General features: G+C 63.0%; 15 protein-coding genes and 1 tRNA gene. 11 read left to right on the forward strand and 5 right to left on the reverse strand.

The window, feature by feature from the left end; translation table 11 throughout:
* Window positions 1-91 precede the first annotated feature (91 nt).
* On the forward strand, window positions 92-631 hold the full coding sequence (locus ATK23_RS10300; protein ID WP_245858506.1) for an NADPH-dependent FMN reductase: 540 nt from the start codon (window positions 92-94) through the stop codon (window positions 629-631).
* Between the two features lie 16 nt (window positions 632-647).
* Here the strand turns inward: ATK23_RS10300 and ATK23_RS10305 are convergent, their stop codons facing one another.
* Together ATK23_RS10305 and ATK23_RS10310 are read right to left on the reverse strand one after the other, a co-directional pair.
* Window positions 648-1,220 carry a dihydrofolate reductase family protein gene (locus ATK23_RS10305; RefSeq protein WP_066141506.1) on the reverse strand — a complete coding sequence of 191 codons (573 nt, stop codon included), beginning with the start codon at window positions 1,218-1,220 and terminating at the stop codon, window positions 648-650.
* A gap of 128 nt (window positions 1,221-1,348) precedes the next feature.
* Window positions 1,349-1,424: transfer RNA gene (locus ATK23_RS10310), tRNA-Ala, on the reverse strand.
* Window positions 1,425-1,613: 189 nt separating this feature from the next.
* On the opposite strand from ATK23_RS10310, the gene ATK23_RS10315 reads away from it, so the two are divergent.
* Entirely contained in the window at window positions 1,614-2,039 is a 426-nt protein-coding gene (locus ATK23_RS10315) for a VOC family protein (RefSeq protein ID WP_066142508.1), read from the forward strand.
* 9 nt (window positions 2,040-2,048) lie between these two features.
* Here ATK23_RS10315 and ATK23_RS10320 read toward each other — a convergent pair whose 3' ends face one another.
* On the reverse strand, window positions 2,049-3,275 hold the full coding sequence (locus tag ATK23_RS10320; protein ID WP_066141509.1) for an MFS transporter: 1,227 nt from the start codon (window positions 3,273-3,275) through the stop codon (window positions 2,049-2,051).
* A gap of 145 nt (window positions 3,276-3,420) precedes the next feature.
* Here ATK23_RS10320 and ATK23_RS10325 point away from each other — a divergent pair, with 145 nt between their 5' ends.
* The gene (locus tag ATK23_RS10325; protein ID WP_038993717.1) at window positions 3,421-4,362 is read left to right on the forward strand and encodes an endonuclease/exonuclease/phosphatase family protein; all 942 of its coding nucleotides are present in this window, start codon (window positions 3,421-3,423) and stop codon (window positions 4,360-4,362) included.
* Here ATK23_RS10325 and ATK23_RS10330 read toward each other — a convergent pair.
* Window positions 4,359-5,033 (reverse strand): alpha-ketoglutarate-dependent dioxygenase AlkB family protein, encoded by a 675-nt coding sequence (locus ATK23_RS10330; RefSeq protein ID WP_066141515.1) that lies wholly within the window; start codon window positions 5,031-5,033, stop codon window positions 4,359-4,361. The genes ATK23_RS10325 and ATK23_RS10330 overlap by 4 nt on opposite strands.
* Window positions 5,034-5,323: 290 nt before the next feature.
* Between ATK23_RS10330 and cobA the strand changes: the two genes are divergently transcribed.
* From cobA to hutU, 5 genes are all read left to right on the forward strand, one after another.
* Window positions 5,324-6,310 (forward strand): uroporphyrinogen-III C-methyltransferase, encoded by a 987-nt coding sequence (gene cobA / locus ATK23_RS10335; protein ID WP_100339266.1) that lies wholly within the window; start codon window positions 5,324-5,326, stop codon window positions 6,308-6,310.
* Window positions 6,310-7,410, forward strand: a complete 1,101-nt coding sequence (locus ATK23_RS10340) for a uroporphyrinogen-III synthase (RefSeq protein WP_066141518.1) — start codon at window positions 6,310-6,312, stop codon at window positions 7,408-7,410. The genes cobA and ATK23_RS10340 overlap by 1 nt, the downstream gene beginning before the upstream one ends.
* Window positions 7,411-7,456: 46 nt before the next feature.
* Complete coding sequence (locus ATK23_RS10345; RefSeq protein WP_066141522.1) at window positions 7,457-8,365, forward strand: carbohydrate kinase family protein; 909 nt, start codon at window positions 7,457-7,459, stop codon at window positions 8,363-8,365.
* A gap of 204 nt (window positions 8,366-8,569) precedes the next feature.
* The gene (locus tag ATK23_RS10350; RefSeq protein WP_066141525.1) at window positions 8,570-9,343 is read left to right on the forward strand and encodes an IclR family transcriptional regulator; all 774 of its coding nucleotides are present in this window, start codon (window positions 8,570-8,572) and stop codon (window positions 9,341-9,343) included.
* A gap of 177 nt (window positions 9,344-9,520) precedes the next feature.
* Complete coding sequence (gene hutU / locus ATK23_RS10355) at window positions 9,521-11,197, forward strand: urocanate hydratase (RefSeq protein WP_066141529.1); 1,677 nt, start codon at window positions 9,521-9,523, stop codon at window positions 11,195-11,197.
* 82 nt (window positions 11,198-11,279) lie between these two features.
* Here the strand turns inward: hutU and ATK23_RS10360 are convergent, their stop codons facing one another.
* On the reverse strand, window positions 11,280-11,789 hold the full coding sequence (locus ATK23_RS10360) for a Dps family protein (RefSeq protein ID WP_066141532.1): 510 nt from the start codon (window positions 11,787-11,789) through the stop codon (window positions 11,280-11,282).
* Window positions 11,790-12,170: 381 nt separating this feature from the next.
* Between ATK23_RS10360 and ATK23_RS10365 the strand changes: the two genes are divergently transcribed.
* The 3 genes from ATK23_RS10365 to hutH all read left to right on the forward strand — a co-directional run bounded on the left by ATK23_RS10365 (window position 12,171) and on the right by hutH (window position 15,102).
* Window positions 12,171-12,533 carry a hypothetical protein gene (locus ATK23_RS10365; RefSeq protein WP_066141535.1) on the forward strand — a complete coding sequence of 121 codons (363 nt, stop codon included), beginning with the start codon at window positions 12,171-12,173 and terminating at the stop codon, window positions 12,531-12,533.
* Window positions 12,534-12,829: 296 nt separating this feature from the next.
* Window positions 12,830-13,381: a DUF3060 domain-containing protein gene (locus ATK23_RS10370; RefSeq protein WP_066141539.1), complete on the forward strand. Its 552-nt coding sequence runs from the start codon at window positions 12,830-12,832 to the stop codon at window positions 13,379-13,381.
* 179 nt (window positions 13,382-13,560) lie between these two features.
* A complete protein-coding gene (gene hutH, locus ATK23_RS10375; protein ID WP_066141541.1) occupies window positions 13,561-15,102 on the forward strand; it encodes a histidine ammonia-lyase in 1,542 nt (513 codons plus the stop codon).
* Window positions 15,103-15,179: the final 77 nt, after the last annotated feature.

A 15,179-nucleotide genomic window follows, 5' to 3' on the forward strand; every position in this document is an offset into this window, starting at 1 on the left:
AAGGTTCTTTTGCCGGGTGCGTGCCCGGTGCTGAAGGGGTTCCATGAGTTACAACATCGGCTAATTCGTTGGTTCGCTCGCCTCGAACTCCATCAACCGCGTCGTGTCCAAGGCGTTGATTGCCTTGGCACCCGAAAACCTCAGCTTCACGGAAATCCAGATCAGCAACCTGCCCTTGTACAGTGCTGACTACGATGCCGACTACCCGGAAGCAGGGACCGCATTGAAGAAGGCCATCGAAGCCTCGGACGGGCTGCTGTTCATCAGCCCGGAGTTCAACCGGTCGATTCCCGGTGCGCTGAAGAATGCCATCGACTGGGGTTCCCGGCCCTGGGGCACCAATTCCTTCGCCCGCAAACCCACCGGCCTGCTCGGCGCCTCACCCGGAGCCATCGGCACCGCGGTCATGCAGTCCAGCATGCGCAGCGTGCTCAGCTTCCTGGATGCCCCGCAGCTGAACTCCCCCAAGGTCTATCTGCAGTACCGTCCCGAGGACTTCGGCGAGGACGGGAGCATCAGCAACCCTGACACGGAGAAGTTCCTGGCCCACTACATGGGCCAGTATGCGGCGTTCGTAGAGCGCGTGCTCGACTCAACCGCCGCGGGCCACATCGGCGACGAAGGAATGTAGACGCCGCAAACAGCAGCTACGCCCGCGAGTACTCGGCCAGGCAAACACCAGAGGCAAAGGACTGCATGCTTTCCAGCTTCCAGCTCTCCGGGGCATATCCGGTGTCCCCGAAGAGCCTGACTCCCGCACCGAACATCACCGGCTGGATTTTCAACGCCAGCCGGTCGATGTCTGTGCGCAGCCTGGCCGCCAGTTGTCCACCGCCGCACAGCCAGATGCCCTTCCCTGGCTGGGCCTTGAGATCGCGGATGACCTCCCGCGGATCCGCGTTGGTGAACTGCACCGCTTCGCTCCCCTCGGGTGACGATTGCTCTCGCGTGAACACAATCTGTTTCAGATGCGCATAGGGGTTGGGCAGTGCCGGCAAGCCGACGGCGTAGGTATTCCAACCCATCAGCACCGTGTCGAAGGGGCACCCGTCGATGGTCAGTCCGGCTGCCTCCGCCAGTTGGGTCGGCGCCGTGCCGCGATAGCGCTCCCAGATGGGCGCTGCGTGCTCGCCCTCCACTGCGAAAGCATCGAATTCGCCGTTCGGACCGGCAATATATCCGTCCAGGCTCATTGCAACGAAGTAGGTCAGTTCCCGCATTCTTCTCCCTTGGCTCATGGCCGGAGGCCAGGTGAATTCTGGGCTAACCCTACAGCACTGGCGAGCGCGAGCTGGGGAGAATGCAAAAAACCGGAAAGCATCTTTTGGATGCTTCCCGGTTTTTCATTTGGTGGAGGTAAGGGGATTCGAACCCCTGACCTTCTGCATGCCATGCAGACGCGCTACCAACTGCGCCATACCCCCAAATGAGGCGGTTTCAGCAGCTTGAACAACTCCTGAACCGAGATAAAACTCTACCGGAGCTTTATCGAAAACACCAAATCGGGAACTCGAGACGCTGATCACATTCGGCTATTCACACGATGGCCTCGCAATGGAAGAATGTGGGCGGGACCTACCGGCCCCGCCACTTCCTTCGAAAGGCGCAATCCCATGAGCATCGGACTGACCCCATACCTGCGTTTCGCCGGAGACGCCAAAGAAGCGATGGAGTTCTACCACCAGGTACTAGGTGGCGAGCTTTCCATGATGACCTTCCAGGAAGGCATGAATGACAGCAATCCGGCCGTTGCCGACCTGATCATGCACTCTTCGCTATTCGTCGAGCGCGGCCTGCACCTCATGGCCTCGGACACGCCACCTGAAATGGACGTCCGAGGCAATGGCGTGATGGCGCTTAGCAGCGACGGTACTTCAGGAGCCGACGCGGAAACCCTCACCAAGTGGTGGGAAGGGTTGGCCGAGGGCGGCCAGATCAATATGCCATTGGAGCAGGCTCCGTGGGGCGACTCCTTCGGCGAGCTGCGCGACAAGTTCGGCGTGATCTGGATGTTCAACATCACCGCGGTAGCGAGCTAGCCAAAGCAGCTAGTGGGTGCGTGCCTGCTCGCGGGCTTCCAAGGCTTCGCGGCCCACGAGCAGGCCCACCTTCTTGGCGCGGATCTGGGTGATCCACGCAATCAGCAAGCCCAATGCAGCGAGGCCGGCGCCGACCACCGACGGGGCGCGGAAGCCATAGCCGGCAGCGATCACGGCGGCACCCAGCGCGGCGCCCAGCGCGTTGGCGACGTTCAGCGCCGAGTGGTTCAGCGAGGCGGCCAGCGACTGCGCATGCGGGGCCGAATCCATCAGCAGGGTCTGCAAGGCAGGGATCAGCAGGGAACCCACCGCGCCCATCACGAAGACCATGATCATCGTCGGCACCACCCAGCTGGTCACGGCAGCGAAAATCAGCATGGTCGCGATCATGAAGACCGATGACAGCTTGATCGCGCCGAAGATCGACCAGTCGGCCAGCCTGCCACCGGCCAGCGAGCCGACAACCATGCCCACGCCATAGAGCGCCAAGGCCAGCGGTACCAGCTCGATCGGCAGGCCGGCCTCTTCGGTCAGCGTCGGCGAAATGTACGAGTACACCGCGAAGAAGCCACCGAACCCGACGATTCCGGTGAGCATCGCCAACCAGACCTGGGCGCTGCGCAAGGCGGTCAGCTCGCGCCGGATACTTGCCCCGGCATCGGTCTTGCGCCATGGCACGAACACGCTGATCAGCACGGCGGTCAACACGCCAATCACGGTGACGACCAGGAACATCGAACGCCAGCCGTATTCCTGGCCCAGGCGGGTCACCAGCGGGACACCGGCAACATTGGCCACCGAGAGCCCGAGCATCACCCAGGCGATGGCGCGTCCGCGCATTGTGGCAGGAACCAGGCTGCCGGCGAGCACACCAGCCAACCCGAAGTAGGCCCCGTGCGGCAGGCCCGCGAGGAAACGGGTCGCCAGCATGGTGTTGTAGTCAGGGGCGAAGAACGAGGAGAGATTGGCGAGCGTGAAGAAGAGCATCAGCAGCTGCACCGCACGCTTGCGCGGGATCTTGGCGGCCAGCGCGGTGAGCACCGGGGCGCCCACCACCACGCCAATTGCGTAGGCGCTGATCATCAGGCCCATATGCGCATAGCTCACCTCAAGATCGGCAGCGCCTTCTTGGAGCAGGCCCATCATGGCGAACTCCGTAACGCCGATGCCGACCCCGCCCATGGCCAAGGCGAGGATTGCCAGCAGCAGTTTTCCGCCAGATAAGTAGGCAGTCATTCAAGTTCTCAATTCGTGGCAGGGTCTTGGGACGCGGCTCCCTCGGCGCTCTTACCCATCGTAGTGACTGCATCGGGCGAGACCGGCAATCCCCAAGCCGAAAATTACGATTCCCACAGTATTTTGTGCCACTCTATTAAGTCCTATGGCTCATTCATCGCATCAACGCCTGTCTGCCTCGCGAATTATCGCGAGGTTCTTCTTTGCCCTGCTCTGCCTCGCGCTGGCCGGGCTGATGGTGTTCCACCAGCAGATCCCCGATGTCATGGGCCTTGGATTGATCGTCGACAATCTGGCCCCGTGGATGGGACTGGGTATTCCAGTGCTCCTGCTGATGGCCTTGGTTGTGCGCGGGCGCATCAGCTTCATCGCGCTGCTCGTGCCCATGGTCGTCTGGGCGGTCCTCTTCGGACCGGCGTTCCTGCCCTCGGATCAGCGCGTCCCGGAAGCTTCGCTGCAGGTCGGCACGCAAAACGTCCACGAGTCCGCCGGTGTGCAAGCCGCCCGCGAGCTGGCCGCGCACGGAGCGCAGGTCATCACCCTGCAGGAAATCGGCGAGGGCCAAGAACCTGAGATCACCGCCGAGCTGGCCGAAACCCACCCCTACCGCTACATGGTCAGCACCGTCGGGGTGTGGAGCGCCTATCCGCTGAAAAACCCGGAACCCCTGGACCTGGGCCTGGGCTGGGACCGCGCGTTGCGGGTTGACGTGGCCAGCGGCAGCGGGGATGTGCGGTTATATGCGGTGCATGCGGCGTCGGCCAGGCCCACAGGGCACCACGAGCGGGACATGATGCTCAGTTCGCTGGCCGGCTACTTGGCCGAAGACGATTCTTCAAAGATCGTAGCGGCCGGCGATTTCAACGCCACCAGTTCCGACCGCCACTTCGCACCGGTCGCCAACCAGCTGGAGGAAGCCCACTACAGCGACTGGGGACTGGCCCTGACCTGGCCGCGGACGCTGTTCCCGATGCTCGGCATAGACCATGTGATGCTGCGCGGAGTCGAATCAGCCAGCTTGGAGCGGCTGGAGATCGCCGATTCCGACCACTACGCGCTAGCGGCCACCATCGATCTGGGAAACTAGACCGCACCCAGCCCGGTCTGGCGCAGCGTGATGTTGATCCGCCCGCCGCCAAGGCCGAGGCCTGCCGGCGCGGTCCCGGCGTGGATCTTCGTCACCCCGTGATAGGCGAAGCGTGACGGTCCGTCGAAGACAAACAGGTCTCCCGAGGCCAGCCGGATCTCTTGCCACGGCCGGTTGCGGTTCTCGGTATTGCCCAGGCGGAACGTGGCCGAATCGCCAATGGACAATGAAACCACCGGTGCGTTGATCCGCTCTTCGGCGTCCTGGTGCATGCCCATCACCGCGTTCGCATCGTAGTAGTTCACGATGGCGGCATCAGGCTGGTATTCCTGCGCGCGCTGCGGATCCCCGGTAGACTCGGCTACCGCCTGCTTGCCCAGGCGGACCAGCCACTCTTCCATGGGCGCCACGGTTTGGCCACCCAGGTCGCCAGCGGTCCTTGAATAGCTGCCCGGACTCCAATGCCAGCCCAGGCACAGGCTTTGCACGCTCATCGGATGCCCGTTGATGCGTGTACGGTGCGGCGGAACCGGCCCGCTGCCCCACTCGAAGAAACGCCGCACGATCCACTGCTGCGCAGCTGCGTCCAGCCATCCCGGCAAGTGCCAGGCGCCTGGGCGCACCGCTCCCCCGGTGCGGGGCAATGCACTGTCATCGAAAAGCGACTCCATGCTTCCAGCGTGCCCGTTGCGGGCAGGGCTCGGCAAGTCTCCTGCGTATTCGCTCACTGAACTTTGCAGGATAAGCCGGCACGGTGCCTTGCAACAATATTGACGATAGTGACTTTGTGTTTCGTCTTGCCCCCGCAAAGATTTCGAAAAGGTTAACCTTTATTCGATTTATTGCGCTTGAAACAATTGCGATACCTCTGGGAAAACCTGGGCACCTAAGCTGAGTGCATCCACTAGTTCAAGGAGAACCCCATGTCACCCCGAGAAACTCAAGCAGAATCAAGGACACCATGATTGGCATCGACCTCGAACTGCGCGGATGCACGGTACTGATCGCCGGAAGTAGATCCGGGAGCAAGAATACTGCGAAACGCTTCGAAGCAGAGGGCGCCACGGTGCTCGCCGCCGAGGAGCCCTTCGAGGCAATACAGCTGCTGGAACAGGCAAGCCTGCTGGTGATCTGCGATGCCGACCCGCTGCGCTTCACCTCCCTGGTGCAAGCAGCGTGCATCCCAGTGATCCGCCTGCGCCCAACACCCGAATCCGGAGCCATCACGCTGCTCGGCGGCGGGCCCGGAGCACTGGATCTGCTGACCCTGCGCGGAGTCCGGGCACTCGCCGAAGCCCACATCGTCTTCGCCGACCGGCTCGGCCCCGCAGCGCACCTGCCAGCGCTCGCGCCCCAGGCTGACATCGTCGACGTAGGCAAGCGCCCCGGGCACCACAAGCTCACCCAGCGGGACATCGAAGCCCAGATGATCGACGCCGCCCGCGGCGGAGCACGAGTAGTGAGGCTCAAGGGCGGAGATCCCTTCGTCTTCGGCCGCGGCTTCGAGGAAGTCGCCGCCGCGACCGCAGCCGGCATCCCGGTCAGCGTCATCCCCGGGCTGAGCTCCTGCATCACCGTTCCGGCAGCGGCCGGCATCCCGGTGACCGCTCGCGGCGTGAATACCATGTTCACGGTTGTCTCGGCCCACGACCCGCTCAGCGATGCGCAGCTGGAGCACCTGTCCAAGCTGGGCGGCAGCATCGTGATCCTCATGGGCATGGGCACCGTCGAGCAGACCGCCGCTGGCTTGCGCCGGGTCGGCATGGACCCGCGCATGCCCTGCGCCATCATCGAATCCGGCACCACCGACATCCAGCGCACCAGCTGCACCCGGCTGGCCGAACTGGCCGACACCGCCCGCGGCCATGCAAACCCTGCGGTCATCGTCATCGGCGAGGTCGCCGGGCTGCCGGCCAGCCTGCTGGCACAGCAATTGGAGGTGGCCTGATGGGCACCCCCAAGCCCCTGGCCGGCTTCCGGCTGGCAGTGACCAGCGACCGGCGTTCGGCCGAACTCATCGAGGCCTTCGAGCGCCGCGGCGCAGAAGTCACCCATACCCCGCTGCTGCAGCTGGCACCGCTGGACGATGAGCAGCAGCTGATCGCGCAAACCCGCAAGCTGATCGAGCTGCGTCCGCAGGCAGTGGTCATCACCACCGCCTACGGCTTGCGCCGCTGGGTCGAAACCTCCGAAGCCGCCGGCGTCGGCGACGAGTTGCTGGCCGTGCTCGGCCAGGCGCAGCTCTACGTCCGCGGCGCCAAGGCCCACGGCGCCGTCAAGGCACTGGGCCTGGAACCGGCGGCCGTCGCCGCGGACGGGCGCAGCGCCTCCATGCTCCAGCTGCTTGAAGGCAAGATCGACGGGGCCACCGTCGCCTTGCAGCTGCATGCCGATTCCGATCACGGCCTGCCGCAAAGCCTGCGCGAGCTCGGCGCTCGCCGGGTGCTGGCGGTGGAGCCCTACCGCTGGCAGGACACCAGCAGCGACAGCGGGATCTCCGCCCTGGTCGAAGGGCTGTGCACTGCCCGCTTCGACGCGGTGACCTTCACCAGCGCGCCGAGCGTGCACGCGCTCTTCGCTGCCGCCAAGGCCCGCAACCGCCTGCCCGCGCTGCTGCGCTCCCTGGCCGATCGCGTCGTAGCGGCCACCGTTGGACCGGTGACCGCAGCCCCGCTGATCGATGCTGGCATCAGCCCGCTCGTGCCCGAGCGCTATCGCATGGGTGCCATGATCGGGCAGCTCGTGGAGCATCTGGATTCGCTGGGCACCTTGCAGGTGCAGACAATCCACGGCCAGGTGCAGCTGCGCGGTCGCACCCTGACGGTCCAGGACGAGGACTGCGAGCTGACTCCCGGGCAAGCCGAGTTGGTGCGGGCGTTGATCGAGGCTGGCGGCAGCGTGCTCTCCCGCGAGGAGCTGGGTGCGGCCCTGCCCGAAGCCAGTTCCAAGCATGCCCTGGACATGACCTTGAGCCGCCTGCGCAAGGCGCTGCCGCAGCCGGAAATCATCGCCACGGTCATCAAACGCGGGTACCGGCTGAATGTTTGATCGCCCGAATGGGCTTTTTCCCGTCGGGTTACGTAGGATCGGAGTCATGGTTACTATTCAGGTTGCCGGTGAAGCTCTGGTCGACATTGTCGATGGCGTGGCGCATCCCGGCGGTTCTCCGATGAATGTTGCTGTTGGACTGGGCCGGCTGGGCCACGACGTCCTGCTCCAAACGGACATTGGCGATGACGAGCATGGCCGGCTGATCGCCGAGCATGTGGCGGCCTCTGGCGTTCAGCTCGCAGCCGGATCGCACACCGATGCGCAGACTTCCAGCGCTACCGTGGTGCTCGACGAGTCCGGAGACGCCAACTACGAGTTCCAGCTCAACTGCTCCTTGCAGAGCATGGCATCAACCCAGGCCGCATTGTTCCACTCAGGTTCCGTGGCAGCGTTCCAGGGCCCCAGCGCCGCCCGGATCCATGAGGCGTTCGAGGCGTCGCCTGCAGGCCAGATCCTGAGCTTCGATCCGAATCTGCGAGCGGAACTGGTTGAGGACCGGGCGGAATCGGTCATGCAGATCGAGAAGCTGGCCGGGCTGGCGGATATCGTCAAGCTCAGCGACGAGGACGCCCTCTGGCTCTACCCGGGCTGGGATGCCGACCGCATCCTGGCACACTTCCTGGATCGCGGGGCATCCCTGGCGGTCATCACCTTCGGTGCCCGCGGCGCGGAGGCCCGGACCAAGCACACCGAAGTCATGGTCCCCTCGATCTCGGTGCGCACCGAAGATACGGTTGGCGCGGGCGATGCGTTCATGGCCGGGCTGCTGCACGCCATCTTGGACAGCTCGCTGGCCCAGTCGCTGCGCGATGGCACGGAATTGGACAGCGCGGAGCTGGAGAAGGCCATGCAGATCGCTTCGGTGTGCGCGGGAATCACCGTTTCGCGTGCCGGCGCCAACCCGCCAACGCTAGACGAGCTCAACCAGTTCCTCAGCACCACGACGCGCTAGCACCTTCCGGTTCTGGCAAATCACCGCTGGGATCTGCACCTGAAAAAGGCGCTGATCCCAGCGGCTTTTTATTTCATTCGTTGTGGATGAAGGTGTTTCGCTGGCGCATTCTCCCAGAGCGACTTGAATGCAGGGCGAAAACTGCAGTTCAGGTTGCTAGAGTTCCCTAGCAGAGCATTGTGCCCAATTCACCGAGGAGGCCCCATGGGGAGCAAGGTTCCAGCCGCCGACAACACCTTGCGGATCCTCAGGCTGCTGGCCAGCCGGAAGACCCCTACCCCGGCGGCGATGATCGCCACACTGCTGGAGCTTCCCCGCTCCAGCGTCTACCAGCTGCTGAACGTAATGCTGGAACACGGATTCATCAGCCACTATCCAGAGGACAAGTCCTACGGTTTGGGGGTCTCCGCGTTCGAGCTGTCCAGCGCCTACACCCGCCAGGAGCCGCTGGCCCGGCTGGGTGCTCCGCTGATTGCCCAGCTGGTCGACAAGGTCGGCGAAAGCGCGCACCTGGCAGTGCTGCACGGTTCGGATGTGCTCTACATCGTCGAGGAACGCGCCAAGGGCCGCCCATCGCTGGTCACCGATGTGGGTGTCCGCCTGCCGTCGCATCTGACCGCCTCAGGCAGGGCCATTCTCGCAGCGCTGCCCAAATCGCAGGTGCGTGCGCTCTACCCCAGCGCCGCCAGCTTCTCTGAGCGCGTGGCCGAATCATCGATCTCCAGTTACGCGCAATTGCGCCGCGAACTGGAGCAGAGCACGCAGCGCGGCTACGCAGTGGAGCGCGGGGATGTCACCCCGGATTTCCACTCGCTGGCGGTGGAAATCCGGGACTCCAATGATTGGCCGGTGGCTGCTGTGGCCGTCACTTTCCTGGCTGACCGGGTTCCCGAAGAGCAGCGGGAGGTTCTGCTGGCTCAGATCCGCGCCACCGCGGCGGCGATCACCTCGCGGGTGCAGGGCAAGCGTCCTGCCTAGCGCAGGAAATCGAACGAAGCGCGCTGGCGCGGATCTGAGCTAGCTAGCAGCTGGACGCACCCGTAAATTCCCATGAATCTGAAATACCGGACAGCTCTGCTGATTCTCCGGTGTCCAACCCATGGCTCATGGCCAATGATGGAAACAGTTAGCTACGTTACATCGTAAGGAATTGCCATGAGCCACGAACCACGTGTCGTCCGCGCCCCGCGCGGCACCGAACTGACCGCCAAATCCTGGGCCACCGAGGCCCCACTGCGCATGCTGATGAACAACTTGGATCCGGAAGTCGCCGAACGACCCGAGGATCTCGTGGTCTACGGCGGAACCGGCAAGGCGGCCCGTTCCTGGGAAGCATTCGACGCCATTGTCGAGACGCTCAAGGACCTGGAAGAGAACGAAACGCTGCTGGTGCAGTCCGGGAAGCCCGTGGGCGTCTTCAAGACCAACAAGTGGGCGCCGCGGGTGCTGATTGCCAACTCCAACCTCGTGGGCGACTGGGCCGACTGGGAGCACTTCCGCAAGCTCGAAGCAGAAGGCCTGATGATGTATGGACAGATGACCGCCGGCTCCTGGATCTACATTGGCACCCAGGGCATCTTGCAGGGCACCTACGAGACCTTCGCCGCGATCGCCAAGAAGCGCTTCAACGGCACGCTGGCCGGCACCTTGACCCTGACCGGCGGTTGCGGCGGAATGGGCGGCGCCCAGCCGCTTGCGGTAACCCTCAATGGCGGTGCCGTGCTGATTGTCGACGTCGATGAAACCCGCCTGCGCCGCCGTGCATCCAAGCGCTACCTCGACGAGGTCGAGCTGGATCTGGACAAGGCGCTGGAGAAGGTGCTGGCGGCCAAGTCCGAAGGACGTCCGCTGTCCGTTGGCTACGTCGGCAACGCCGCGGAAGTTTTCCCGGCACTGCTCAAGCGCCACGAAGCCGGTGAATTCGCCTTCGACATCGTCACCGACCAGACCAGCGCCCACGATCCGCTGAGCTACCTGCCGGTGGAATTCACCATGGAGCAGTGGCACGCCGAGGCCGAAGCGGATCCGGTGGGCTTCACCAAGAAGTCGCAGGCCGCGATGGCCGCGCATGTCGAGGCCATGGTCGGGTTCCAGGAGGCAGGCGCCGAGGTCTTCGACTACGGCAACTCGATCCGCGACGAGGCTCGCAAGGGCGGCTTCACCCGCGCCTTCGATTTCCCGGGTTTCGTCCCGGCCTACATCCGCCCGCTGTTCTGCGAGGGGCTGGGCCCATTCCGCTGGGTGGCGCTGTCCGGAGATCCGGAAGACATCAAGGTCACCGACCAGGCGCTGAAGGAATTGTTCCCGGAGAACGAGCACCTGCACCGCTGGCTCGATGCCGCCGAGAAGCATGTTGAATTCGAAGGCCTGCCGGCACGAATCTGCTGGCTGGGCTACGGCGAGCGCCACAAGGCGGGCTTGCTGTTCAATCAGCTGGTGGCCGAAGGCAAGGTGTCCGCACCGATCGTGATCGGACGCGACCACCTGGATTCGGGTTCGGTAGCATCGCCATACCGCGAAACCGAGGCCATGAAGGACGGCAGCGATGCCGTGGCAGACTGGCCGCTGCTGAACGCGCTGACCGCCACCAGCTCCGGTGCCTCGTGGGTATCGATTCATCATGGCGGCGGCGTCGGCATGGGCCGTTCCATCCACGCCGGCCAGGTTTCCTTGGCTGATGGCAGCGAACTGGCTGCCGCGAAGCTCGAAGCGCTGCTCACCAATGATCCGGGCATGGGCGTCATCCGCCACGTGGATGCCGGATACGAACGTGCCGCCGAGGTCGCCGCCGAGCGCGGAGTGCGCATTCCGATGGCAGCGCAGGAGAAGTAGCACCCTTTTAAATCAGCTTGAGGCGCCACCGAGGTGGCGCCTCAAGCTATTGCCATCTAATTGCTGGTCATCACTTCCGGCACTATGGCTTGCGGGTTTCTGCACTGATGAACCATGCCTGCTGTTCCAGATCCGCAATGTACTGGTGCAGGATATCGGCCGTAGTTGGATCCGCCTCGTCTACCGGATCATGTACCTCGCGCATGACGCCCACGGTTGTCTGCAACGCCTTGACAACCATGTCCACTGCATTAGTCGTCAGGATTTCGGTGTTCACCGGTTGTTCCAACTTGGTGTACTTTGTGACCGTTGCCGCCAGTCCATCGGGAGTGGCATGCAATGCGCGCATCCGCTCGGCGATCTCGTCCGAACCGCGACGTGCGATATCAACGATTTCGTCAAGGTTCTGATGCAGGTCGCGGAAGTTGGGACCGACAACATTCCAGTGGATCTGCTTGCCTACCAACTGCAGATCCAGCAGCTGGACCAGCACGGTCTGCAAGGAATCGCGCAGCACCTCCGGGGCCACGAAGCCATTCTCTGCGTTCTCGCGATCAGTTTTCTGTGCTGGAGTCTTCTTCGAATTAGCCAATGCTTCTCCTTACGTTGTCATGGACGCTTGGGGCAAGACCTTTCTCGGTGTCCCGCTTTTGACACTATCGACTTGGCACCCCGATTCCGAACGAGTGGAACTTTCTTTCGGGCAACGTCCAGCTTTCTCTTCTCTCGTGCCGAGAATCTCCTGCAATCCCAGCGCGAGCCATGCTGCCTGCCATTCGGATTCACGGAATTGGCTGGAGCCAGCTCCAGTCGCAGCACAACTTGGTGGATGTTGACCTGTCTCTGCAAGTTGCATGGGGATTGCATTAACTGCAGGTTGCCAGCTGCTCAGAGCTTCCCGGAAAGCTTGAGCAGGCACCTTCAGGCACCTAGCCCTAGGCACGTCAGGAATCACCGATCCACGGAGGACGACATGTCTGAACAGGATGCAAACGAGCAATTCGGGTACTTCGACAACAACGGATCTGAAGGCTACGAGAGCCAGTCCAATTCAGATTTCGATTCAGGAAGCAATGGCGGATTTGAAAGACAGCCGTCAGAACAGCAGTCCTTTGGAGGCGGAAACGAATCCGGCCAGAAATCATACGGCGGCGAAAGCCAAGGAGAATCCTACGGTCACGATGAAGAGTCCGGCCAAGAATCATTCGGAAAGGACGAGGGCCAGCCTTACGGCAGCGACCCGGGGCAGGAATCCCTGGGCGATAGCCAGTCTGGCCAGGCGTACGGCAACAATGAAAGCCAGTTTGGTTCCCAAGAACAGGAAGAGGGGTTCTAGGGAGCTTGCAGCTTGGCAGACACTCCTGCCACGCGGAATTGTGGCCCATTCTCCAGTTGGGCACTTGTAATCGCTTCACTGCTTGCACCGGGCAAGTGGTGAAGCGATTATTCTTTTTGCGACGCAGAATCGCCAGCAGATCTTCTCGGGTTTGGTCTCGGACCTGCCAATAACCATTAGAGAATATTCGTTCGTTCCTCTGCCACTCCCGTTGGTTATTAATTGCTGTTCGACGCAGAATGGATATAGGCACCGTGTATCCGAATGTGCTGGCCGGTTCGACTGACAGGATGTAAATGTTCTCGAAAATTGCCAATCGCTTCGCTGGCCCGCTGGCGGTTGGATTCCTTGCCGTAGCGCTGTCAGGTTGCGTGAGCATTGAATCCTCCAGCGAAGAGACCAAGGCTCCGGAGAATGCTGGTCCCATCGAAGGTACCGTCACCCCGAGCGCCAAGGCCTCGGAAGGCGCGGCTACCGGCACGCCTAATGTTCCGAAATCACCTGCGGACAGCACGTTCCAGTCCGTCTATGATTTCCTCGATGCGCAAGCGACCGAAGTCAGATGCACGGGCAGCATGGATATCGCCGACATGGGCCAAATGCTCAAGCTCGTCGGTGATTGCGAAAACGTGACCGTCTCTGGAGACGGAAACATGATCGTCGCTCCGCACATCACGAACCTCGTGCTAAGCGGCAACGGAAATATCGCAGCGGTCAAGAACATCAAGCAGGTGGCTTTTAGCGGCATCGGCAATTCGGCTGCATCCCTCAACGAGAACGCCAAGTTCACTGACAACGGTTCGTCGAACAAGTTCGGCGAGGACGCCTTCGAAGGCATCACCTTCTAGAACCCGGAATTTTCAACGGACCGCAATTGGCATGCCAATTGCGGTCCGTTCCCTTCTGCCTCCGTGGCGCTGTCTGGCATTTCGGACAGATGACCCGATTATCGATGCCGTGCCATCCCGTTCTGCCGAACAATGGGAATTAGAGACCTCATTGCAGCGCAGAGAACGGATTGAACATCATGACTGCTTCCCCACTCGTCACCCTGGACCTTACTGGAGCAACCGCCGATGACGTGATTGCGGTAGCCCGGCACAACGCGCAGATCCGCATCGCGCCACAGGTCCTCGAAGAACTGGCCACGGTTCGCGCCCACATCGATGCCCTCGCCTCGGCCGACACCCCGGTCTATGGCATTTCCACCGGTTTCGGCGCCTTGGCTACCCGCCATATCGCGCCCGAGGACCGCGCGAAGCTGCAGCGTTCGCTGATCCGCTCGCACGCAGCCGGCATGGGAGAACCGGTGGAGCGAGAAGTGGTGCGTGCGCTGATGTTCCTGCGCGCCAAGACCCTGGCATCCGGCCGCACCGGCGTACGCCCGGTCGTGCTGGAGACCATGGTTGGACTGCTCAACGCCGGCATCACACCGGTAGTGCGTGAATACGGTTCGCTGGGCTGCTCGGGCGACCTTGCCCCGCTCTCCCACTGTGCCCTGGTGCTGATGGGCGAAGGCGAAGCCACCGACCGCGAGGGCGTGCAGCGCCCCGTGCCGGAACTCCTCGCAGAGGCAGGACTGGAACCTGTGGAACTGGCGGAGAAGGAAGGCCTGGCGCTGGTCAACGGCACGGACGGCATGCTCGGCCAGCTGCTGATGGCGTTGGCGGATCTCGAAGAGCTCGCAGACATTGCCGATGCCACCGCCGCCATGAGCGTCGAAGCCCAGATGGGCACCGACCAGGTCTTCCGCGCCGAACTGCACGAGCCGCTGCGCCCGCACCCGGGACAGGGCCGCAGCGCGGCGAACATGTACAACTTCCTTTCCGGTTCCCCCATTGTCGCCTCGCACCGCGAAGGCGATGGCCGGGTGCAGGATGCCTACTCGCTGCGCTGTTCCCCGCAGGTGACCGGCGCAGTGCGCGACACCATCGCCCACGCACGCCTGGTCGCAACCCGCGAACTGGCGGCGGCCATCGACAACCCAGTCGTGCTGCCTTCGGGCGAGGTCACTTCCAACGGCAACTTCCATGGCGCTCCGGTCGCCTATGTCCTGGACTTCCTGGCCATCGCGGTTGCCGATCTGGGCTCCATCGCCGAACGCCGCACCGACCGCATGCTCGACCCTGCCCGGTCCCGCGACCTGCCGGCTTTCCTGGCTGATGACCCGGGCGTGGACTCGGGCATGATGATCGCCCAGTACACCCAGGCGGGATTGGTTGCCGAGAATAAGCGCTTGGCCGTACCGGCGAGCGTGGATTCCATCCCGTCATCGGCAATGCAGGAGGACCATGTTTCCCTGGGCTGGCATGCGGCCCGCAAATTGCGCACCGCGGTGGGCAACCTGCGCCGCATCCTCGCCATTGAAATGCTGATTGCCGGCCGTGCGCTGGATCTGCGCAAGCCTTTGCAGCCGGGGCCGGCCACCGGTGCCGTGCTGGAGCTGCTGCGCACCAAGGTCGCAGGTCCAGGCGAAGACCGTTTCCTCTCTGCCGAGCTGGAAGCGGCCTGCGAATTGCTGGCTACCGGCGAAGTGCATCGCCTGCTGGAAACCCATCTGGCGAAGTAGCTGTTCGAGGACAACTGTGTGGGGTGCCGGACATTGCTGGGGCTTCTGCGGGCAAGGGGCGTAAACTTGGATACCGG

This window comes from Glutamicibacter nicotianae (assembly GCF_002797775.1).
In the GTDB taxonomy this organism is placed as follows: Bacteria; Actinomycetota; Actinomycetes; order Actinomycetales; family Micrococcaceae; genus Glutamicibacter; species Glutamicibacter nicotianae.

Excerpts from the sequence above, each read along its gene's own strand:
- ATK23_RS10305 (WP_066141506.1), bottom strand. The coding sequence starts at position 1,220 with ATGCGGGAACTGACCTACTTCGTTGCAATGAGCCTGGACGGATATATT.
- ATK23_RS10315 (WP_066142508.1), top strand. The coding sequence starts at position 1,614 with ATGAGCATCGGACTGACCCCATACCTGCGTTTCGCCGGAGACGCCAAA.
- ATK23_RS10320 (WP_066141509.1), bottom strand. The coding sequence starts at position 3,275 with ATGACTGCCTACTTATCTGGCGGAAAACTGCTGCTGGCAATCCTCGCC.
- ATK23_RS10325 (WP_038993717.1), top strand. The coding sequence starts at position 3,421 with ATGGCTCATTCATCGCATCAACGCCTGTCTGCCTCGCGAATTATCGCG.
- ATK23_RS10330 (WP_066141515.1), bottom strand. The coding sequence starts at position 5,033 with ATGGAGTCGCTTTTCGATGACAGTGCATTGCCCCGCACCGGGGGAGCG.
- cobA (WP_100339266.1), top strand. The coding sequence starts at position 5,324 with ATGATTGGCATCGACCTCGAACTGCGCGGATGCACGGTACTGATCGCC.
- ATK23_RS10340 (WP_066141518.1), top strand. The coding sequence starts at position 6,310 with ATGGGCACCCCCAAGCCCCTGGCCGGCTTCCGGCTGGCAGTGACCAGC.
- ATK23_RS10345 (WP_066141522.1), top strand. The coding sequence starts at position 7,457 with ATGGTTACTATTCAGGTTGCCGGTGAAGCTCTGGTCGACATTGTCGAT.
- ATK23_RS10350 (WP_066141525.1), top strand. The coding sequence starts at position 8,570 with ATGGGGAGCAAGGTTCCAGCCGCCGACAACACCTTGCGGATCCTCAGG.
- hutU (WP_066141529.1), top strand. The coding sequence starts at position 9,521 with ATGAGCCACGAACCACGTGTCGTCCGCGCCCCGCGCGGCACCGAACTG.
- ATK23_RS10365 (WP_066141535.1), top strand. The coding sequence starts at position 12,171 with ATGTCTGAACAGGATGCAAACGAGCAATTCGGGTACTTCGACAACAAC.
- ATK23_RS10370 (WP_066141539.1), top strand. The coding sequence starts at position 12,830 with ATGTTCTCGAAAATTGCCAATCGCTTCGCTGGCCCGCTGGCGGTTGGA.
- hutH (WP_066141541.1), top strand. The coding sequence starts at position 13,561 with ATGACTGCTTCCCCACTCGTCACCCTGGACCTTACTGGAGCAACCGCC.